This window comes from Nocardiopsis sp. NPDC055551 (assembly GCF_053619415.1).
Genome location: NZ_JBSHJJ010000016.1, coordinates 148,949 through 166,418, shown reverse-complemented (window position 1 = coordinate 166,418; position 17,470 = coordinate 148,949). Strand labels below are relative to the sequence as shown.

The following is a 17,470-nucleotide window of genomic DNA, read 5'->3' as shown; positions in this document are numbered from 1 at the left end:
GCTTCCTCACTGTCCGTAGGCGTTCTGGTAGCGGTGGTAGAGGGCGTCGACGTCCTCTTGGGGTAGGCGTTCGACGGGGCCGCCCTGGCGGGCGAGGTGGACGGTGCGCGCCACGTCCTCGCACATCACCGCGGCCTTGACGGCGGCGTTGGCGGTGGCGCCGATGGTGAAGACCCCGTGGCCGCGCATGAGGACGGCGGGGGAACGGTGACCCTCCAGGGTGCGGACGACGCCGCGTCCGATGGAGTCGTCACCGATGCGCGCGAAGGGGCCCACCGGGATGTCGCCGCCGAACTCGTCGGCCATCGCGGTGATGGCGCAGGGCACGGGCTCCCCGCGGGCGGCCCAGGCCGTGGCGTAGGGGCTGTGGGTGTGCACGACCCCGCCGACGTCGGGGCGGGCCCGGTAGACGTGGGCGTGGGCGTCGGTGTCGCTGGAGGGTTTGTGCCGGCCCTCGACCAGGGTGCCGTGCAGGTCGCACACGACCATGTCCTGGGGGGTGAGGTCGTCGTAGGACACCCCGCTGGGTTTGATCACCATCAGGTCGGTATGGGGCACCCGGGCCGAGATGTTGCCGCTGGTCCAGGTGACCAGGTCCCACCGGGTCAGTTCGGCGTGCAGCCCGCACACGTGTTCACGCACGTGTTCCACCTCGGCGCGGTGGCGCGTCAGCAGGCCTTGGATGTCGTCGATGGAGGTCATCGCACTCCCTGGGTGGCGTCGTCGGAGGTGAGCGCGTCCTGTCGCAGGGCCCGCAACCGGTGCAGGCTGTCGGTGCCGCCGCGCCCGAAGTGGTCGTGCAGTTCGGTGTAGACCTCGAACAGGGCGTCGTAGGCCGCGGCCCGGCGCGGATCGGGGTCGACGGTGTCGGGGCGGACCCGGCCCATGGCGGCGGAGGCGGTGTGGACGTCGGGGTGGGCCCCGGCGGCGACGGCGGCGTGGATGGCCGATCCCACGGCGCAGCTGTGCTCGGTGTCCACCACCCGCAGAGGCCGGTTCAGCACGTCGGTGTAGACCTGAAGGACGAAGGGGTTGCGGACCATGCCGCCGCCGATGGTGAGGTCGTGGACCGGCACCCCCGCGGTGGTGAAGGCCTCGATGATGGTGCGGGTGCCGAAGGCGGTGGCCTCCACCAGGGCCCGGTACACCTCCTCGGGGCGGGTGGCCAGTGTCATGCCCACCAGCACGCCGGTCAGGGAGTGATCGACCAGGACCGACCGGTTGCCGCTGTGCCAGTCCAGGGCCACCAGACCGTGCGCGCCCACCGGGGCGTCGGCCGCCTTGGCCGACAACAGGTCGTGGACGGACACCCCGCGTTCGGCGGCCTCCTGGTGGTAGGCCGGGGGCACGTGGGTGTCGACGAACCAACCGAAGATGTCGCCCACGCCGCTCTGCCCGGCTTCGTAGCCCCACATGCCCGGGGTGATGCCGCCCAGGGCCATGCCGCACATCCCCGGCACCTCGGCCAGGACCTCGGAGTTCATCACGTGGCAGGTGCTGGTACCCATGATGGCGAGCATCCGACCGGGCGCCGTGGTCTGCGCGGCGGCCGCGGTGACGTGGGCGTCGATGTTGCCGACGGCCACGGGGGTGCCCTCGAACAGGCCGGTCCAGGCGGCGGCCTCGGCGGTGAGGCCACCGGCCCGTTCGCCCAGCTGGGACAACGGGTGGTCGAGCTTTTCGGCGGCGAAGTCGGCGAAGCGGGGGTCCAACGCGGCCAGGAAGTCCTTGGTGGGCCAGGCGCCGTCCTGGTGGATCCCCTTGTACCCGGCTGTGGCCACGTTGCGGGTCTCGTGTCCGCACAGTCGCCACACGATCCAGTCGGTCGCCTCGATCCAGCGGTCGGCGCGCCGGTAGACCTCGGGGTCGTCGCGCAGTACCTGAAGGGCCTTGGCGAACTGCCATTCGGAGGAGATCCGCCCGCCGTAGCGGCCCAGCCAGGGTTCGCCGCGTTCGGCGGCCAAGGCGTTGATCTCGTCGGCCTCGGGTTGGGCCGAGTGGTGGCGCCACAGCTTGGGCCAGGCGTGGGGGCGCCCGGCGAGGTCGGGGGCCTCGCACAGGGGGGTTCCGTCGGCGGTGGTGGGCAGGACCGTGCAGGAGGTGAAGTCGACACCGACACCGATGACCCGATCCGGGGTGATCCCGGACGCGTGCAGAGCGGCGGGAACGGCTTCGCTCAGGACCCTTCGGTAGTCCTCGGGGTGTTGCAGGGCGGTCTCCGGTTCGAGGGGCTCCTCGTGGCCGGGCAGCCGGTCGGAGATGACCCCGTGGAGGTAGGCGCGTTCGGCGGTGCCGAGTTCCGCGCCGTCGCGGACCCGGACCACGACTGCGCGTCCGGAGAGGGTCCCGAAGTCGATACCGACCACCACGGGGTCGGGGGGAGGTTCGGCGGAACCCGGATTGTTGGCGTTAACATTCGTGGCCAAGGAGAGGTCCCTTCTCGGCTGCGCTCACTGAATGAACCCCTTACGCCACGTGAGGGACGAGGCCATGAGGGGGCTGCTGTGACCTGGCCAACATTGTTGGCGTTAACAAAGGAGGAAGTCAACCCCTCGGGGAAACCGGTTACCGACAGCGAAGCGCCCGCGCCCCGAAGCGGGACACGGGCGCTTGCGCCGGGGGTGTCAGTGGCCGAGGGCGGGTTCGCCGACGGCCTCCTGCTCGGGCTCGGAGGAGCGGTCCAACAACCCCGCCGTCACCGCGATGCCCAGGCCGGCCACGGCCAGCACCGCGCCGATCGCCGCGGGGGAGGCGTAGCCCAGACCCATCGCGATGCCCACGCCCCCGACCCAGGCGCCACCGGCGTTGGCCAGGTTGAACGCGGAGTGGTTGGAGGCCGAGGCCAGACTGGGCGCGGTGCCCGCCCGACTCATCACCAGAACCTGCAACGGGGCGGTCACCCCGAAGCCGACGGCCCCCAGGACGACCACGCCGATCGCGGCGGTCCAGGGGTTGTGCACGGCCACGGTGAACAACGCCAACACGGCCGCCAGGCTCGCGAGGGAACCGTAGATGGTGGGGCGCAGCCAGCGGTCGGCCAATGGGCCCACCAGGAGCGAACCCAAGGTCATGCCCACCCCGAACAGGGCCAGCACGATCGGCACACCGGAGGTGGGCATGCCCGCCAACTCGGTCATCATCGGGGAGATGTAGCTGTAGACCGCGAAGACCCCGGCGAACCCGAACACCGCGGTGAGCAGGCCGAGGACCACCTGTGGCCGGGCCAGGGCGGAGAACTCCCCGCGCAGGCCACCGCTGCGGCCGATCGGCACGTGCGGCACCCAGCGGGCCACACCGAGAACGGTCAGGCCGGCGATGACCGCCACCACGAGGAAGGCGGTGCGCCAGCCGGTGAGCTGTCCCAGCAGGGTGCCGGCGGGCACCCCGACGATGTTGGCGATGGTCAGTCCGAGCATCACTCGCGCGACCGCGGTGGCCTGCCGGCCGGGACCGGCCAGGTGAGCCGCCACCAGCGCGGCCACACCCAGGTAGGCACCGTGCGGAACGCCGGCCAGGAAGCGGGAGACCAACACGGTCTCGTGCGAGGGCGCGAACACGGTGAGCAGGTTGCCCAGCAGGAACACGCCCATGAACAACAGCAGCGCGGTCTTGCGCGGCAGCCGCGTGCTCAACGCGGTGAGCAGCGGCGCGCCCACCACCACGCCCAAGGCGTAGGCGGAGATGAGGTGCCCCGCGGTGGGGATGGGCACACCGAGGTCGGCGGCGACCTCGGGCAGCAGGCCCATGATGACGAACTCGGTGGTTCCGATGGCGAAGGCCCCGAGGGCCAGGGCGAGCAGGGCCAAAGGCATGACAGTGCCTCCCTCTTGCTCAGAGGTGGTCGAGCGACGGGTCGTGGAGTGCGCGCCGAGGGGCACGAAGGCCTGTGGCGGCCGAGAGAACGTGCCTGCCGCCAGGGTCGGGGCGACACGGGTTTGGCACGTGCTAAATCCAGGGTGTCAGGTCTGAGGGGCCCACATCAACCGTGCGGCACGTGATCTGTCTCGCGCCGGGACCGCGTGGACTCAACGGCATGGGGGAGCGGTGCTCTCCCGCATGGTCAGCGTGGGCGCCAACACCACATGGGCGCTGTCGGTACGCCCCTCGTCCAACCGCGCGACCGCCGCGTCCACCGCCAGTTCCGCCATCCGTTCCACGTCCTGGCGGACCGAGGTCAGACCCAGGAACGGCAACCCCGCGACACGACTGTCGTCGTAGCCCACCACCGACACCTCACCGGGAACGGAGTGTCCGGCTCGCACCAGCGTGGCCATCAACCCGCGCGCGCACTGGTCGTTGCAGGCGACCACGGCGGTGGGCAACCGGTTTCGGGCCAAAAGGGTGTTCGCGGCCCGGGCCCCGGCGGCCTCACCATAGACACCGGGCAGTACCTCGGCCCACTCGCCCAGACCGTGGTCGCGCATAGCCGTCAGGTAACCGTCACGGCGCTCGGGCGCCCCGGGCGATTCGCCGCCGTCCACGTGCACGATGTCCCGGTGTCCCAACGAGACCAGGTGATCCACGGCCAGCCGGGTCCCGGCCGCGTCGTCGGTTCGGATGCTGTCGGTGTCGACCGCTCCGCTGCGCTGCCCGATCTCCACCACCGGTACCCGGGACGCCACCCGAGCCAGATCCTCGGGGGCCTGGGCCGACAGACCGATCAGCACCAGCGCCTCACAGCGCAACCCCACGAGGTCGTCGATGGCCCGGCGTTCGGTGCGCGTGGCCATCAGGGCGCTCAGCACCACGCTGTACTCCTGCAGGGCGGCCGCCGCGTACAGCGCGCCCACCAGGTCGGTCTCCATCGGGTGCGCCATCGTGAACAGCACCCCCAGTTGGCGGCTGCGGGCCCGGCGTAGCAACTGCGCGGCGGTGTCGACGCGGTAGCCCAACTCCTCGGCCGCGCGCAGTACCCGCTCCCGGGTCCGGGCGCTGGGTCCGGGCCGATCGCCCAGCACCAGGGAGACCAGCTGCCGGGAAACGCCCAGATGCGCGGCCACGTCGGCCATCGTCGGCCGACCGCCGCTATCGTTCCCCGTCACCTTCGGTCTCCTCCCGTGCAGGCGCATCGTACCGCCGTCCACGAACACCCGCCGCACAAGGCGAACCGATGCCCTGAACCGGGTGTGGGTCGGTGCGGATCGGCGCGGGACGGGCGTCGTCTACGAGGCCTTCTCCGAGAGGGGCCGGGTCACGGTTCACGCACCGATGGGCGGGCGAGTGAGTACGGCCGATCGGGAGTGGGACGTCCCGGCCGGACACGAAAAAGCGGGGGCGCGCCGTGCGGCGCGCCCCCACCGGGTCTGGTCGGCCCCACGTCCCCCAACGTGGGGGCCGACCTCGCGGTCCGCCACCGAGAACGGTGGGGCCGCTGGGAGGCGAATACGGTGATGGTTTCGTGTCGGAAACCCCCATTTACGACACGAGCACTCGTATTCGCTTGGTCTGGGCCGGGTCCCACGTCCCCCAACGTGAGACCCGACCGGCGCGGCCTACGCACGGAGTGCGGTCTGGCCGCTGGGAAGGCGGATGCAGCGATGGTTTCGTGTCGGAAACCCCCATTGCCGACACGAGCGCGTGCATCCGCGCATGGTCTGAAGGTGATGTCGAAGCTTCTCACAGACGCTGGTGGGATTTTCGGGGTCGGGGTTCGGTCTGGGGTGCTTCACCTGTGATAACGCTTCGTACAGGTGGAGTGTTCCCGCCTGTACGAACGAATTTACGGGGTCGTCGGTAAAAACCGTGTGCATTGTGGGGCACGGGTTGTCCATACTCTTCGAGATTTCGGTCGGGGAAGAGGGGGACGATGGTCGACGATGGTCGCGGCGACCTTCGACCCACCTGTTGGGCCGACCACCCCGTGGCGCCCCACCGGGCCCGTGGAACTCGCTCTGGTCAGGGATCCCGGTCGGCGCGAGTGGGCCTCGAGGCTGCCCGGGCAGCCCATCTTCCACCCCGTCCTGAACGAGGACCACGCCGTTCGGATCGCCCGGGAGTGGAACCCGCCACGCGCTGGTGAGGGCCGCGTCACCCGATTTCGTGTGGAGCCCTCGTTCCTGTCCCGCCACCCGGTGCGGCGGGCGCACGCACGGTCCCGGGGTTGTTGGTGTCGGCGGCGGAATCGGCCTGGTTCAAGCGCACATCCATGGAACGACCGAACCGGTGTGATCCTTCCCGCCCGAGGCCTTGCGGCCCGCGTTCGGAGGATTGTCAGGTACGAACACTGGGCCCGGCTCGGATGCCGGGCCCTTCGTGTGCGCGGAACTCAGCGTGGCTCGGCGGTCGACTCGCGTTCCTTGAGGGTGATCAGGACCTCGCCCAGGGCGTCGGCGAGCACCACCGGCTCGCGAGTGCGCTCGGTCGTCTCCTCGCCGGGGTGGAGTGGGCGACGCTGCCGGGGCACGGCACGGTGTGGGGTCGGTGAGGTGGTGGGGTGATGGGGCTTCCGTCGGGGGTCGAGGGTGGTGGCCATGGGGGTGTCGGGCGCTTCGGGGAGGCGCCCTTCTCCTTTCCCGCACTCGTCGGGCCGGTCTGTGGCCCGCTGTGACGGTGTCTTCACCTGTCTCACCAGGGGTATCACGCGATAGTGACATTTGGTGGATACGGAGCGTGCCTGTGGATGAACGCGGGCCCTCGAAGATCGATGGAATACCCGGCCCCACGAGCTGGTTCGACATGATAGTTTCATAGTAAGTAATTTCCTTGGAAGCTAGATGGATCGGGGAACGCCATGCAGTTCGGAATCTTCTCGGTCAGTGACGTCACCACCGACCCCACCACGGGACGCACTCCGACCGAGCACGAGCGGATCAAGGCGATGGTGGCCATCGCGCTCAAGGCCGAGGAGGTGGGCTTGGACGTCTTCGCCAGCGGCGAGCACCACAATCGCCCCTTCGTGGCCTCCTCGCCCACGACCATGCTCGGCTACGTGGCGGCGCGGACCGAGAAGCTCATCCTGTCCACCTCCACCACGCTGATCACCACCAACGACCCGGTGAAGATCGCCGAGGACTTCTCCATGCTCCAGCACCTGGCCGACGGTCGGGTGGACGTGATGATGGGTCGCGGTAACACCGGCCCGGTCTACCCCTGGTTCGGCAAGGACATCAGACAGGGCATCCCGCTGGCGCTGGAGAACTACAACCTCCTGCACCGCCTGTGGCGCGAGGACGTCGTCGACTGGGAGGGCAAGTTCCGCACCCCGCTGCAGGGCTTCACCTCCACGCCGCGACCGCTGGACGACGTGCCGCCGTTCGTGTGGCACGGCTCCATCCGCAGCCCGGAGATCGCGGAGCAGGCCGCCTACTACGGTGACGGCTTCTTCCACAACAACATCTTCTGGCCCGCCACCCACACCCGTAAGCTCATCTCGCTCTACCGGCGCCGCTTCGAGCACTACGGCCACGGGAGCGCGGACCAGGCGATCGTCGGACTCGGCGGTCAGGTGTTCATGCGCAAGAACTCCCAGGACGCGGTCAAGGAGTTCCGTCCCTACTTCGACAACGCGCCGGTCTACGGCGGTGGCCCCTCCCTGGAGGACTTCACCCGTGAGACCCCGCTGACCGTGGGCAGCCCGCAGGAGGTCATCGACCGTACTCTGGGCTTCCGGGAGATGTTCGGCGACTACCAGCGCCAGCTCTTCCTGATGGACCACGCCGGACTGCCGCTCAAGACGGTCCTGGAGCAGCTGGACCTCCTGGGCGAGGAGGTCGTCCCGGTGCTGCGCAAGGAGTTCGCCGCGATGAAGCCCGCCCACGTGCCCGACGCGCCCGACCACGCCTCGCTCCTGGCCGCCAAGGAGCAGACCGCCACGAAGACGGAGGAGACCCGATGACCCGGAAGCTGGTGACCGTCACGGCGGGGATGAGCAACCCCTCCTCGACCCGTCTGCTGGCCGATCGTCTGACCGCCGCGGCCGAGGAGGCCCTGGTCGAACGTGGCGAGAAGGTCGAGGTGCGCGTCGTGGAGCTGCGCGAGGTGGCCCACGACATCATGAACGCCATGACCACCCGTGTGCCCACCGGCGAGCTGCCCGGGGTCCTGGCCGACATCGCCGACGCGGACGGGATCATCGCGGTGACCCCGGTCTTCAACGCTTCCTACAGCGGCCTGTTCAAGTCGTTCTTCGACGTGATCGAACCCGGCACGCTGGACGGCACCCCGGTGTTGGTCGCCGCCACCGGCGGCAGCCCGCGTCACTCGCTGGTGCTGGAGCACGCGCTGCGGCCGATGTTCTCCTACACCCGCTCGGTGGTGGTGCCCACGGGCGTCTACGCCGCCTCCGAGGACTGGGGAGCGGGGGACAGCGGTGGACGCGAGCTGTCCGAGCGCGTCGAGCGGGCCGCCCGACAGCTGGCGATCCTGGCCACCGAGCACACCTCGGACAAGGCCGATCCCTACGAGGAGCCCACGTCGTTCGCGGACCTGATGTCCGGTCTGGGCGCCTGAGCGGGGCCGGTCCCCGAGAACACGACACGTGTGGGCTCCTCAAGGAGCCCACACGTGCCCTCCGTCCGCCTCAGCCGTGTTCTCGCCGAGGCTTCCCGCCCTTCTTCCCCTTCGGGCGGTCGCGCATCTCCACGTAGGGCTCCTCCTCGGGGGGCTGCCCCGCCTCCTCCGCGCGCCCGCGCTCGATCTCGGCGTTGAACTCCTCACCGAGCAGGATCGCGATGTTGCTGATCCAGAGCCACACGAGGAAGATCACCACGGTCGCCATGCTCCCGTAGGTCTTGCTGTAGGAGGCGAAGTTGGCGACGTAGAAGGCGAACGCCAGCGAGGCGACCAGCCAGATCAGCACCGCGAGCAGACTGCCCGGGCTGACCCAGCGAAAGCCGCGCTTGGCGTTGGGCGAGGCCCAGTACAGGAGAGCGATCATGAAGGCCATGAGGAGCAGCAGCACCGGCCACTTCGCGATGTTCCACACCGTCACCGCGGTGGGCCCCAGACCGACCAACTGTCCGACGCGCTCGGCGACCCCGCCCGAGACCGCGACAGCGAGCACGGTGACGGTGATCAGGACGACCAGCATCAGGGTGACGCCGACGCGGATGGGCAGCGTCTTCCATATGGGACGCCCCTCCGGTACGTCGTAGACGACGTTGGACGCCCGCATGAAGGCGGCGATGTACCCCGAGGCCGACCACAGGGCCACGGCCAGGCTGACGATACCGACGAGGCCGGCGACGCCCTGACTGCCCTGGAGGTTCTCGATGGCGGTGTTCACCAGCCCGGCCACATCCGGGGGCAGGAGCGCGGAGGCGTTCTCGGTCAGTGTCCGGGTGGCGTCCGGCCCGGCCAGACCGAGCAGTGACACCAGTACCAACAGTGCCGGAAAGAGCGAGAGGATCGCGTAGTAGGTCAGCGCGGCGGCCAGGTCGCTCACGTTGTCCGCGCTGAATTCCCGGAACGTCCTACGCAGGGCGCCCCACCACGAGGACTTCGCCATGCGGGTCGGAGCCGTGGCCTCTCCCCTCGGAGCGCGCTCGCCGCCCCGTGTCTGATCGCTCTGCCGGACCATCGGTCACTTCCCTTCTCCGCTCCTCGCCATCTCGCCGGTGCCGTCGACGAAGGGCGTGGTCGCGCTCCGCCGCCTCGCCCACCGCGGCCGAACCGGGCGGGGAGACGACGCGGGCACGACCGGCGGTCGGAGCCTTCCGCGCGGATCAGGAACCGCGCATTTCCTCCGACGCGCCCTTCGCCTGGTGTTGGGCCTGCTCACCGGTGGAGCGCGCCCTCTCCGAGGCGCTCTCCTTCAGGTGCTCTCCGGCGTCGCGGGCCGAATCGGTGGCCTGTTCCTTCACCCGGTTCACGGACTGGGAGACCGCCTGTTCGACCGGCTCGATCATCGAGCCCGCACGGTCCTGGATCTGGCGGGCGGCCTGCCGCTCCGCCCTGCTCTCGGAGATGAGCGAGGCGGCCAGCAGACCGGCGCCGAAGGCGATCAGTCCTGCGGCGAGCGGGTTGCCCCGGGTCTGCCGGACGGCCTGCTGGGGAGCCGACCTGACCGCGTCGGTCATCTGCTCGGCGTTCTGTCGGATCGAGCTCCCGGTGGAGCTCCCACCCGACCCCTGAGACGGAATCGATCCCATGACGCGATCCTTCACTTCCCCGGCCTTGCGGCGCATCCGGTGGGTGCGACGGTCGATCGCCTTACGCGGGTTGGCGCGGTCCACCAGCCGGTCGGTGTCCTGGGTCAGCTCCGCGCGCGTGCGCTCGATGTCCTGCCTTATCCGGTCGGATGTTTCACCCATTGGGCGTCCTCCTTCAGAGTCTCGATGGTGCGCTCGGGTGTGGGTGAGACCTCGCGCATCCGCTTACGTCCGATGACGAACATGACCGCACCCGCGATCGCCCACAGCACCGCCACCACCAGGGCGGACCAGCCCAGCCCGATGAGTTCGGCGAGGCCGAACACCGCGGCGAAGCTGAGCAGGATCACCGTCATGTAGCCCGCGAACCCGGCTCCACCGAGCAGCCCCGCGGCCTTGCCCGCCTTGGCGCCCTCCTCACGGAGCTCGGCCTTGGCCAAGGCGATCTCCTGGCGGAACAGCGTCTGGAGGTCGGTCGTCACCACCCCGACGAGTTCGGACAGGGACCGGTCGTCCTGGTCCCACTCGCGCCGGATCCGGTCCTGTGTGCCCGGTGTGGGCCTGGGAACCGTCGCCATGTCAGATCCCCCCTCCTTCCGGATTCCGCCCCAGCCTCTCGGAGGCCACGCCGGGAGGGATCGTCTCGCCCGCGGACGGGCTGCCCTGCCTGGGCAGCGAAGCGGGCTCCCGGCTTTGGACCGAGGAGGAGCCCCGCCCCGATCCCTCGGAACCTCCCTGTTCGGAGCCCTCGGGGGACACCTTGAGGATGCGTCCGAGTGCGAACCCGGCCACCGCGGCTCCCACGAGGAAGGCCATCGGCTTGCGTCTGGCGAAGTCGCGGGCCTCGTCCAGCAGACCGTTCACGCCCCGCTCATCCAGGAAGTCCGCGGTCCCGCGGCCGCCTTCCGCGACCTGGCGCACCACGTCGCCCACGGGCGAGTCCGTGTCCGCGTGTTCGGCCATGGACTCCAGTTCCTGTGACCACTGGCGCAGGTTTCCCGAAGCTTTCCTGGTCTGATCCTCGGCCTCTTCCCGGAGGCGCCCCTGGACGTCGTTCATGACGTGCCCTGTCTCCGAGCGGGCCTCACCGGCGAAGGACCGTGCCTGCTCCTTCGCGGTGGACGCGACCTCGCCCGCGGCCGCGCGAGCCGCTTCGGTCTTCTGACCGCCGCCGCTGTCGGGTCCACCGGACCCATCCTGCGAGTGCATCACCACAACCTCCTCGGATCGGCTGGTCATGCGGTTGGGAGCGCGCCTACCCTCGCGCTCGCACCGATACGCATGAGAAGACCGCGGATGTGCATTCCTGGGCTGCTTTTGTCATTTCCTTTCCCCGGAGGAAGCCCTACCGGAGACGGTGGACCGGACCTGCCCCTAACAGTGTTAGGTAGGGTTGGACGATGGACTCCGCGCTCATCTACCAGCAGGCCCAAGACCGTCTCGTCGCCTTGGCCGCGGGCCTTGACGAGGCCTCTCTCGCCACCGTCGTCCCGGCCTGCCCCGCCTGGGACGTTCGCCAGACCTACGCCCACATGGCCGGCCTCTGCGTCGAGGTCGTGCAGGGCCTGGTGACGCCCCCGGCCAGTGACGAGGTCACCGCCCGTCAGGTCGCCGACCGTGCCGACGAACGCATCGACGAACTCACCGCGGAATGGGTCGAGGGCGCGCCCGCCCTGCTCGAACTCATGCGCACCCGGACCCGGCTGCGTTACTCCCTGCCGGCGCTGGACACCTGGCACCACGAGAACGACATCCGTGGCGCGCTGGGGATGGAACCCCAGACCGAGGGCGCCGACCAGCTCGCCGCCTTCGTACTGGGTGGCCTGGCCCGAGGCTGGCCCGCCGACCGCCCCTCGGTACACGTGAAGGCCGCCGACACCGGCCAGGAGTGGCGGCTGGGGGAGGGCGACGCCGAGAAGGGGGCCGACCTCGGCCTGAGCGCGAGCGCCTTCGAGCTGGCCAGGGCGATCACCGGGCGGCGCAGCCTCGCCCAGATCCGCGCCCTGGACTGGGACGGCGACCCCGCCGGGGTGGCGCACCTGCTGCCGACCCTGCCCGCCCCGGAGGGTGACCTGAGGGTCTGAGGACGGTCGTGGCGGATCCGTGGAGCCGGGCGGTGCCACGGATCCGCCACGTCACTTCCAGGTTCCGGTTATGGGAGCGTTCCGATTTTTCTCCGGTCACACCCATTGCCGGGCCACATCAATGGTGTTAACTTTTCGGCACCGCTTATGGGAGCGCTCCCGAACGGGGGGAGCCCTCCCATGAGCGGCGGACCACATCGACGCCCACACCACGTTCCACGTGCCCGAACGGTCGCGCCAGGCCCCGCCGCTGCCGCATCCGGATCCACCACGCATCCTCAGACCCGCACACCTTTCGGCCCCCCGCCCCCGGACCTTTCGCACGGTTCGGAGGTAGAAGCCCACCCGCGGTAACCACCAAGGGCATCGAAGGGTCATCCCCGAGGAGAATGATGTGATCAATCAGAAAGCAGGGCGCCGACACGGAAGAGGAGGGCGCCGAGGACTGACGTCCCACCGGCCCCGAGACCCTTTCCATCCCCCACGCCCGGCCGCGTGAACACCCCCCGCACGCGGTCGGGTCCCGCCCCGAAGGGACACACCATGCGCACACCCACCATCGTCGGGACGATCGCGACCGCCGCGGCAGTCGGAGGCATCGCCGTCGCCGGGGTGCTCGTCGCCCTGCCCGACACCGCCGAGGCTCACGGCGCGTTCACCTACCCGGCCAGTCGCACCTACGCCTGTTTCGACGACGCCACCGGCGGCACCGGCGGAGGCGCGCTGGACCCCACCAACGAGGCCTGCGCCGACGCCCTGGCCGAGGGCGGGGACTACGCGTTCTGGAACTGGTACGGCAACCTCGTCCCCGACTCCGACGGACGACACCGCGAGTACGTGGCCGATGGGGAACTGTGCGGTCCCGGCGAGGACTTCGCCGCGTTCAACACGCCCCGCACCGACTGGCCCACCACACACCTGCCGGCGGACGAGACGGTCGAGTTCCGGCACAACGCCTGGGCCCCGCACCCGGGCACCTTCTTCACCTACGTGACCGAGGACGGATTCGACCCCGAGGCCCCGCTCACCTGGGACGACCTGGAGCTCATCGACGAGGTGGTCGACCCGCCGCTGCGCAGCGGCGGCGACGCCGGAGCCGAGTACCACTGGGACGTCGACCTGCCCGACAAGGAGGGGCGCCACATCGTCTACGTGGTGTGGGAACGCTCCGACAGCCCGGAGGCCTTCTACAACTGCTCCGACGTGGTCTTCGGCGACGAGGAACCGGCACCCACCGACGGACCCACCACCGAACCCTCGGACGGACCCACCACCGAACCCGAACCCGAACCCACGGAGGCGCCGGCCGAGGAGTACTGCACCGCCGAGTACACGGTCGTCGACCAGACCGACGACCGGTTCGAGGTGGAGGTCGAGGTCACCGCCGGAGCCGAGGGCGTGGACGGCTGGATGGTCGACTGGGTGTTCGCCAACCGCCAGGAGATCCTGGACATGACCGGCGCCACCTGGGTGAACCACGGCGCCCACTTCGAGGCGACCGGGACCGAGGAGCACAGCGCCCTGGAACCGGGGGAGAGCACCGTCTTCGAGTTCACCGGGGCCCACCAGGGCGTCAACATCGAACCCAGGGTGGCCTGTCAGGAACCCGTCGACCACGAGCACGACCACTAAAGCCCCGGGGGCGCGCGCACGGGGTGCGCCCCCGGCCCCTTCGGGCGTCCGGCCCACCCACTCCTCCACGGGTCGGACGCCCACCACAGGGCACGGTTTTCGAGGCCGAGGACCTCAAGGGTGGTAGGGCAAGCGGTCGAGTGCCCGCACCTCGCCCAACGTGGACCACTCGTTGCGTCCGAGCCGGGCCAGGGGTCGCAGCAGGGTGATCTCCGGGTGTCCGTCCACCAGGGCTTCCGGCGCCACGGCGATGCGCAGCACCCGGCCGAACACCACGGTGGAGTCGCCCAACCCCACGGTGGAGTGCAGCCCGCACTCCAGGGCCACGGGTGAGGCGGCCACCCGGGGCGGGCGCACCTGCGCGCTCGCCTCCCGCTCGATCCCCAGCGCGTCGAACTCGCTGGTGTTCGCCGGGTAGGGGGTCCCACTCGCGTTCACCTGGTCCTGTAGTGGTTCCGCCGCCAGGTTGATCACGAACTCGCGGGTGTGCTCCACGTTGCGCAGCGAGTCCTTGCGACCCACCGAGGTGAACTGCACGATCGGCGGCTCCACACAGGAGAGGGTGAAGAAGGAGTGCGGGGCCAGGTTGTCCACGCCGTCCGGGGACGTGGTGGAGACCCACGCGATCGGGCGGGGGACCACCACCGACGTGAGCATTTTGTAGAAGTCCCGGCCGGGAAGGTCGTCAGGGGTCCATTCGGTACGCATCACATCCGAGTATTCCGTGTGCGGCGACCGGACGGGGGCATACTCGCCGCATGCGATTGGTCTCCGTCGAGGACGTCCGTGCCGCGGCCACCAGAATCCACGGACACGTGGTGCGCACACCCCTCACCGTGGGGCCGAGCACCGAACGGCCCTTTCTGCTCAAACCCGAGAGTCTGCAGCCCACCGGCGCGTTCAAGCTACGCGGGGCCACCAACGCCGTGGCACGACTCGACGACACCCAGCGCGAACGCGGGGTCATCACCCACTCCTCCGGCAACCACGGTATGGCCCTGGCCCACGCCGCCGCCCGGCAGGGGGTGACCTGCACCGTGGTGGTGCCCGAGGGCGCCCCGCGGATCAAGGTGGAGCGCATCCGGGCGATGGGCGCGCGCGTGGTGCCCGTGTCCCCGGCCGAACGCCTCTCCACCGCCGAGGACCTGGTCGAACGCGAACGTCTGGCGTTCGTGCCGCCCTTCGACGACGCGCGTGTGATCGCCGGTCAGGGCACCGTCGGCCTGGAGATCCTGGAGGACTCCCCGGAGGTCACCACCGTGGTCGTGCCGGTGGGCGGGGGAGGGCTGGCGTCGGGGGTGGCCACCGTGGCCCGGGCCGTGAGCCCGCGCCGGACGCGGGTGGTGGGTGTGGAACCCGAACTGGCGGCCGACGCGGCCCAGAGCCTGCGCGAGGGCCGCATGGTCACCTGGGAACCCGAACGCACCGGCCGCACCATGGCCGACGGGGTACGCGTGTGCCTGTCGGAGTTGACCTTCGCGCACCTGTCGTCGCTCCTGGACGAGATCGTCACCGTCGGCGAGGACGAGATCGCCCACGCGGTGGGCGCGCTGGCGCACGGTTCCCGACTGGTGGCCGAACCCAGCGGAGCGCTGGCCGCGGCGGCGCTGCTGTCGGGCAGGATCGACACCGTCCCGGGGCGGCCGGAGGCGACGGTGGCGGTGGTCTCCGGTGGCAACGTCGACCCGGCCCTGTTCACCCGCCTGGTCGGCACCGGCTGAGTCCCGCCCGGGCCTTCCAACAGGCGATGGGGTCGGTCTGGTACCACGAGCGCTCCCACCCCGCCATGAGCGGGATGGGAGCGCCGGACCCTGAGCGGGATCCTCGATGACCGGAGCGCGCCCGCGAACCCCCGGCCCCTTCAGGTCAGGCCGCGCGCCAGCGGAAACGTTCGTCCTCGGCGGTGGTCGTGCACTGCATCAGCGTCCCCTTGTTCGTGTGGCCGAACTGCCAGTGCTGCGAACAGAACGCCCCGGGGTGCACGCCCGGTACCGGGGCGGGTTCCGGCTGCGGCTCGGGTTCGGGCTCGGGTTCCGGCTCCGGCTCGGGTTCCGGCTGTGGCGTGGGCTCGGGGGCCGGCTCGGGCGCCGGGCGGGGATCACCGATCCGCTCAGGACAGTCCTGGCCGTTGGAGACCACGAACAACTCCACCCGGAGATCGTCGTCGAACGGGGCCCTCGCCTGTTCGGGCCGTTGTCCGCACACCTCGTGGTCGGTGGTGCCCTCGGGATCGTCGACATCGCCGAACGCGCTCCGCGCCACCACTGTCAGGCCCGTGTCCTCCACCCAGGAGCGGGACTCATCGGCGTCGTCCCCGGCGAAGTCCGGCAGTTCGGGCCAGTCCTCGGTGGATTCGTCATCACCGCAGTCCACGCCCTCGGGGGCCAGCGTCAGGTCGGCGGTCTCCTCGACCACGTCCTGCCCGCACACGACCAGCGCCGAACGGGTCCACTCCGCGTCGTCACCGCTCGCGGCGAGCAGCAGTTCGCCGAGTTCCAGTTCGGACCCGTCGAGCAGTTCCTCCGCCTCCGGCAGGTACAACCCCACCAGCTCGGGCTCGGTCTCCTGGGGTGAGGGCGACTCGGCCACCTCCACGGTGGCGGGGTCCTCCTGTGGGGGCGGCAGTGAGCCGAGCACGACCAGGCCGATCAACCCGAGGGCGCCCAGGCCCGAGCAACCGGCGCAGCCCAGACCGATCGTGGCCAACGGGTGCGGTTTCTTGGAACCAGGGGATGGCGGGGGCAGGGATGGGGGCGCGGACATGTCGGCTCCGTCTCAAAGGTGAGGGGGACGGCGGAGCGAGCGCCGATCACCGCGCCACGAAGGCGTGGTGGTGGCCCGACATTAGCGAAACAAACGTCATGAGACGGGCGGAATCGTCATATTCGTCGCCGGTCTCGGTCCGTCTCCTGCTCGGGGTCCTTCGCGTCGGGGCCGGTGATCTCGGCTTCGGGCGGCCCCCCGACGATGAGACCGAAGGCCACGTGATCCACCAGCAGGGCCAGCCGCTCCTGTGGCCGATCCCTTCGTGCGTGGGCCAGGCCGAGCGTCGGTGCCAAGACCAGCTCGAACAGGCCCCAGGAGAGGACCCCGTAGAGCGGGCCGGTCAGCCTGTGGCCTCGCAGTCGCCCAGGCACGAGGCCGAACGCCGCGCCCGCGGCCGCGCCGTAGCTCCAGTGCGTCAGTTCGATGGCCGCGGTGCGCCGATGTTCGGGCACCTGGCGCAGCAACGTCGGCACCCCCTCGCGCAGCATGGCCTCGGGAGGGGTGCGTTCGATCATTCCCAGACCCACCGCGGCCTGTCGCATTCCGCTCATGGCCATCGCGCCGACGACGCCTCTGAGCGCCCCCTTCATCCAGGGTCGACGTCCCACTGGATTCGTTCGTCCGCTCATCGTTCTCTCCTTCCTCGTGTCGACCTCCCCGACCGGTTCGTCCTCCGCTCACCCCCGTCACTCAGTCGAACAGGGGGTCCGATGTCGAGGCTCTGCCTCCGGAAGCAGAGGACGGGGAGCGGCTCCGGCAAGTGTCGGTGACCGGGGCCGCGGGGGGGGGGGCCCCCCCCCCCCCCCCCCCCCCCCCCACCCCCCCCCCCCCCCCCACGGGGGGGGGGGGGCGCCCCCCGGGGGGGCCACAAGCGGGGGGGAGAAAAAAAAAAAACACCCC

At 70.3% G+C, this 17,470-nt stretch carries 17 protein-coding genes and 1 pseudogene; 6 read left to right on the top strand and 12 right to left on the bottom strand.

The annotated features are described in order from the left end of the window. Positions 1-6: 6 nt before the first annotated feature. From ACWGSK_RS25930 to ACWGSK_RS25915, 4 genes are all read right to left on the bottom strand, one after another. A complete protein-coding gene (locus tag ACWGSK_RS25930; RefSeq protein WP_452457005.1) occupies positions 7-702 on the bottom strand; it encodes an L-ribulose-5-phosphate 4-epimerase in 696 nt (231 codons plus the stop codon). Next, positions 699-2,369, bottom strand: coding sequence for a ribulokinase (gene araB, locus ACWGSK_RS25925; protein ID WP_452457019.1), 1,671 nt, complete (start codon positions 2,367-2,369; stop codon positions 699-701). The genes ACWGSK_RS25930 and araB overlap by 4 nt, the downstream gene beginning before the upstream one ends. Positions 2,370-2,624: 255 nt before the next feature. Beyond that, entirely contained in the window at positions 2,625-3,812 is a 1,188-nt protein-coding gene (locus tag ACWGSK_RS25920; RefSeq protein ID WP_358513233.1) for an MFS transporter, read from the bottom strand. A 213-nt stretch (positions 3,813-4,025) separates the two neighbouring features. Next, positions 4,026-5,009, bottom strand: a complete 984-nt coding sequence (locus tag ACWGSK_RS25915) for a LacI family DNA-binding transcriptional regulator (RefSeq protein ID WP_358513279.1) — start codon at positions 5,007-5,009, stop codon at positions 4,026-4,028. An 807-nt stretch (positions 5,010-5,816) separates the two neighbouring features. Between ACWGSK_RS25915 and ACWGSK_RS25910 the strand changes: the two are divergent. Next, a pseudogene (locus ACWGSK_RS25910) lies at positions 5,817-6,095 on the top strand (ADP-ribosylation/crystallin J1); the annotation flags it as partial. A 170-nt stretch (positions 6,096-6,265) separates the two neighbouring features. On the opposite strand, the gene ACWGSK_RS25905 reads toward ACWGSK_RS25910, so the two are convergent. Further along, the gene (locus ACWGSK_RS25905; RefSeq protein WP_452457022.1) at positions 6,266-6,403 is read right to left on the bottom strand and encodes a hypothetical protein; all 138 of its coding nucleotides are present in this window, start codon (positions 6,401-6,403) and stop codon (positions 6,266-6,268) included. A gap of 327 nt (positions 6,404-6,730) precedes the next feature. Between ACWGSK_RS25905 and ACWGSK_RS25900 the strand changes: the two genes are divergently transcribed. Continuing rightward, positions 6,731-7,834, top strand: coding sequence for an LLM class flavin-dependent oxidoreductase (locus ACWGSK_RS25900; RefSeq protein WP_358513229.1), 1,104 nt, complete (start codon positions 6,731-6,733; stop codon positions 7,832-7,834). Next, positions 7,831-8,448, top strand: coding sequence for an FMN reductase (locus tag ACWGSK_RS25895; RefSeq protein WP_358513228.1), 618 nt, complete (start codon positions 7,831-7,833; stop codon positions 8,446-8,448). The genes ACWGSK_RS25900 and ACWGSK_RS25895 overlap by 4 nt, the downstream gene beginning before the upstream one ends. Positions 8,449-8,518: 70 nt before the next feature. Here ACWGSK_RS25895 and ACWGSK_RS25890 read toward each other — a convergent pair whose 3' ends face one another. From ACWGSK_RS25890 to ACWGSK_RS25875, 4 genes are all read right to left on the bottom strand, one after another. Then, a complete protein-coding gene (locus ACWGSK_RS25890) occupies positions 8,519-9,517 on the bottom strand; it encodes a YihY/virulence factor BrkB family protein (RefSeq protein ID WP_358513226.1) in 999 nt (332 codons plus the stop codon). A gap of 145 nt (positions 9,518-9,662) precedes the next feature. Continuing rightward, complete coding sequence (locus tag ACWGSK_RS25885; RefSeq protein ID WP_358513224.1) at positions 9,663-10,250, bottom strand: DUF3618 domain-containing protein; 588 nt, start codon at positions 10,248-10,250, stop codon at positions 9,663-9,665. After that, positions 10,226-10,666, bottom strand: a complete 441-nt coding sequence (locus ACWGSK_RS25880; RefSeq protein WP_358513222.1) for a phage holin family protein — start codon at positions 10,664-10,666, stop codon at positions 10,226-10,228. The genes ACWGSK_RS25885 and ACWGSK_RS25880 overlap by 25 nt, the downstream gene beginning before the upstream one ends. Before the next feature lies 1 nt (position 10,667). Further along, positions 10,668-11,297 carry a hypothetical protein gene (locus tag ACWGSK_RS25875; protein WP_358513220.1) on the bottom strand — a complete coding sequence of 210 codons (630 nt, stop codon included), beginning with the start codon at positions 11,295-11,297 and terminating at the stop codon, positions 10,668-10,670. 191 nt (positions 11,298-11,488) lie between these two features. Between ACWGSK_RS25875 and ACWGSK_RS25870 the strand changes: the two genes are divergently transcribed. Next, positions 11,489-12,172 (top strand): maleylpyruvate isomerase family mycothiol-dependent enzyme, encoded by a 684-nt coding sequence (locus ACWGSK_RS25870; RefSeq protein ID WP_358513218.1) that lies wholly within the window; start codon positions 11,489-11,491, stop codon positions 12,170-12,172. Positions 12,173-12,715: 543 nt separating this feature from the next. Then, positions 12,716-13,804, top strand: coding sequence for a lytic polysaccharide monooxygenase (locus tag ACWGSK_RS25865; protein WP_452457004.1), 1,089 nt, complete (start codon positions 12,716-12,718; stop codon positions 13,802-13,804). A 114-nt stretch (positions 13,805-13,918) separates the two neighbouring features. Here the strand turns inward: ACWGSK_RS25865 and ACWGSK_RS25860 are convergent, their stop codons facing one another. Beyond that, entirely contained in the window at positions 13,919-14,512 is a 594-nt protein-coding gene (locus ACWGSK_RS25860) for a flavin reductase family protein (protein WP_452457003.1), read from the bottom strand. A 50-nt stretch (positions 14,513-14,562) separates the two neighbouring features. Here ACWGSK_RS25860 and ACWGSK_RS25855 point away from each other — a divergent pair, with 50 nt between their 5' ends. Further along, positions 14,563-15,525 carry a threonine ammonia-lyase gene (locus ACWGSK_RS25855; RefSeq protein ID WP_358513212.1) on the top strand — a complete coding sequence of 321 codons (963 nt, stop codon included), beginning with the start codon at positions 14,563-14,565 and terminating at the stop codon, positions 15,523-15,525. Positions 15,526-15,670: 145 nt separating this feature from the next. On the opposite strand, the gene ACWGSK_RS25850 is transcribed toward ACWGSK_RS25855, so the two are convergent. Beyond that, on the bottom strand, positions 15,671-16,567 hold the full coding sequence (locus ACWGSK_RS25850; protein WP_452457002.1) for a serine/threonine kinase: 897 nt from the start codon (positions 16,565-16,567) through the stop codon (positions 15,671-15,673). Positions 16,568-16,683: 116 nt separating this feature from the next. Further along, on the bottom strand, positions 16,684-17,127 hold the full coding sequence (locus ACWGSK_RS25845) for a hypothetical protein (RefSeq protein ID WP_358513277.1): 444 nt from the start codon (positions 17,125-17,127) through the stop codon (positions 16,684-16,686). Positions 17,128-17,470: the final 343 nt, after the last annotated feature.

What these genes read in the sequence shown, in the direction of transcription:
- ACWGSK_RS25915 (WP_358513279.1), bottom strand. Translation starts at nt 5,009, where the DNA reads ATGGCCGACGTGGCCGCGCATCTGGGCGTTTCCCGGCAGCTGGTCTCC.
- ACWGSK_RS25885 (WP_358513224.1), bottom strand. Translation starts at nt 10,250, where the DNA reads ATGGGTGAAACATCCGACCGGATAAGGCAGGACATCGAGCGCACGCGC.
- ACWGSK_RS25865 (WP_452457004.1), top strand. Translation starts at nt 12,716, where the DNA reads ATGCGCACACCCACCATCGTCGGGACGATCGCGACCGCCGCGGCAGTC.
- ACWGSK_RS25870 (WP_358513218.1), top strand. Translation starts at nt 11,489, where the DNA reads ATGGACTCCGCGCTCATCTACCAGCAGGCCCAAGACCGTCTCGTCGCC.
- ACWGSK_RS25845 (WP_358513277.1), bottom strand. Translation starts at nt 17,127, where the DNA reads ATGGCCATGAGCGGAATGCGACAGGCCGCGGTGGGTCTGGGAATGATC.
- ACWGSK_RS25875 (WP_358513220.1), bottom strand. Translation starts at nt 11,297, where the DNA reads ATGCACTCGCAGGATGGGTCCGGTGGACCCGACAGCGGCGGCGGTCAG.
- ACWGSK_RS25850 (WP_452457002.1), bottom strand. Translation starts at nt 16,567, where the DNA reads ATGTCCGCGCCCCCATCCCTGCCCCCGCCATCCCCTGGTTCCAAGAAA.
- ACWGSK_RS25890 (WP_358513226.1), bottom strand. Translation starts at nt 9,517, where the DNA reads ATGGTCCGGCAGAGCGATCAGACACGGGGCGGCGAGCGCGCTCCGAGG.
- ACWGSK_RS25860 (WP_452457003.1), bottom strand. Translation starts at nt 14,512, where the DNA reads ATGCGTACCGAATGGACCCCTGACGACCTTCCCGGCCGGGACTTCTAC.
- ACWGSK_RS25855 (WP_358513212.1), top strand. Translation starts at nt 14,563, where the DNA reads ATGCGATTGGTCTCCGTCGAGGACGTCCGTGCCGCGGCCACCAGAATC.
- ACWGSK_RS25900 (WP_358513229.1), top strand. Translation starts at nt 6,731, where the DNA reads ATGCAGTTCGGAATCTTCTCGGTCAGTGACGTCACCACCGACCCCACC.
- ACWGSK_RS25920 (WP_358513233.1), bottom strand. Translation starts at nt 3,812, where the DNA reads ATGCCTTTGGCCCTGCTCGCCCTGGCCCTCGGGGCCTTCGCCATCGGA.
- ACWGSK_RS25895 (WP_358513228.1), top strand. Translation starts at nt 7,831, where the DNA reads ATGACCCGGAAGCTGGTGACCGTCACGGCGGGGATGAGCAACCCCTCC.
- ACWGSK_RS25880 (WP_358513222.1), bottom strand. Translation starts at nt 10,666, where the DNA reads ATGGCGACGGTTCCCAGGCCCACACCGGGCACACAGGACCGGATCCGG.
- ACWGSK_RS25930 (WP_452457005.1), bottom strand. Translation starts at nt 702, where the DNA reads ATGACCTCCATCGACGACATCCAAGGCCTGCTGACGCGCCACCGCGCC.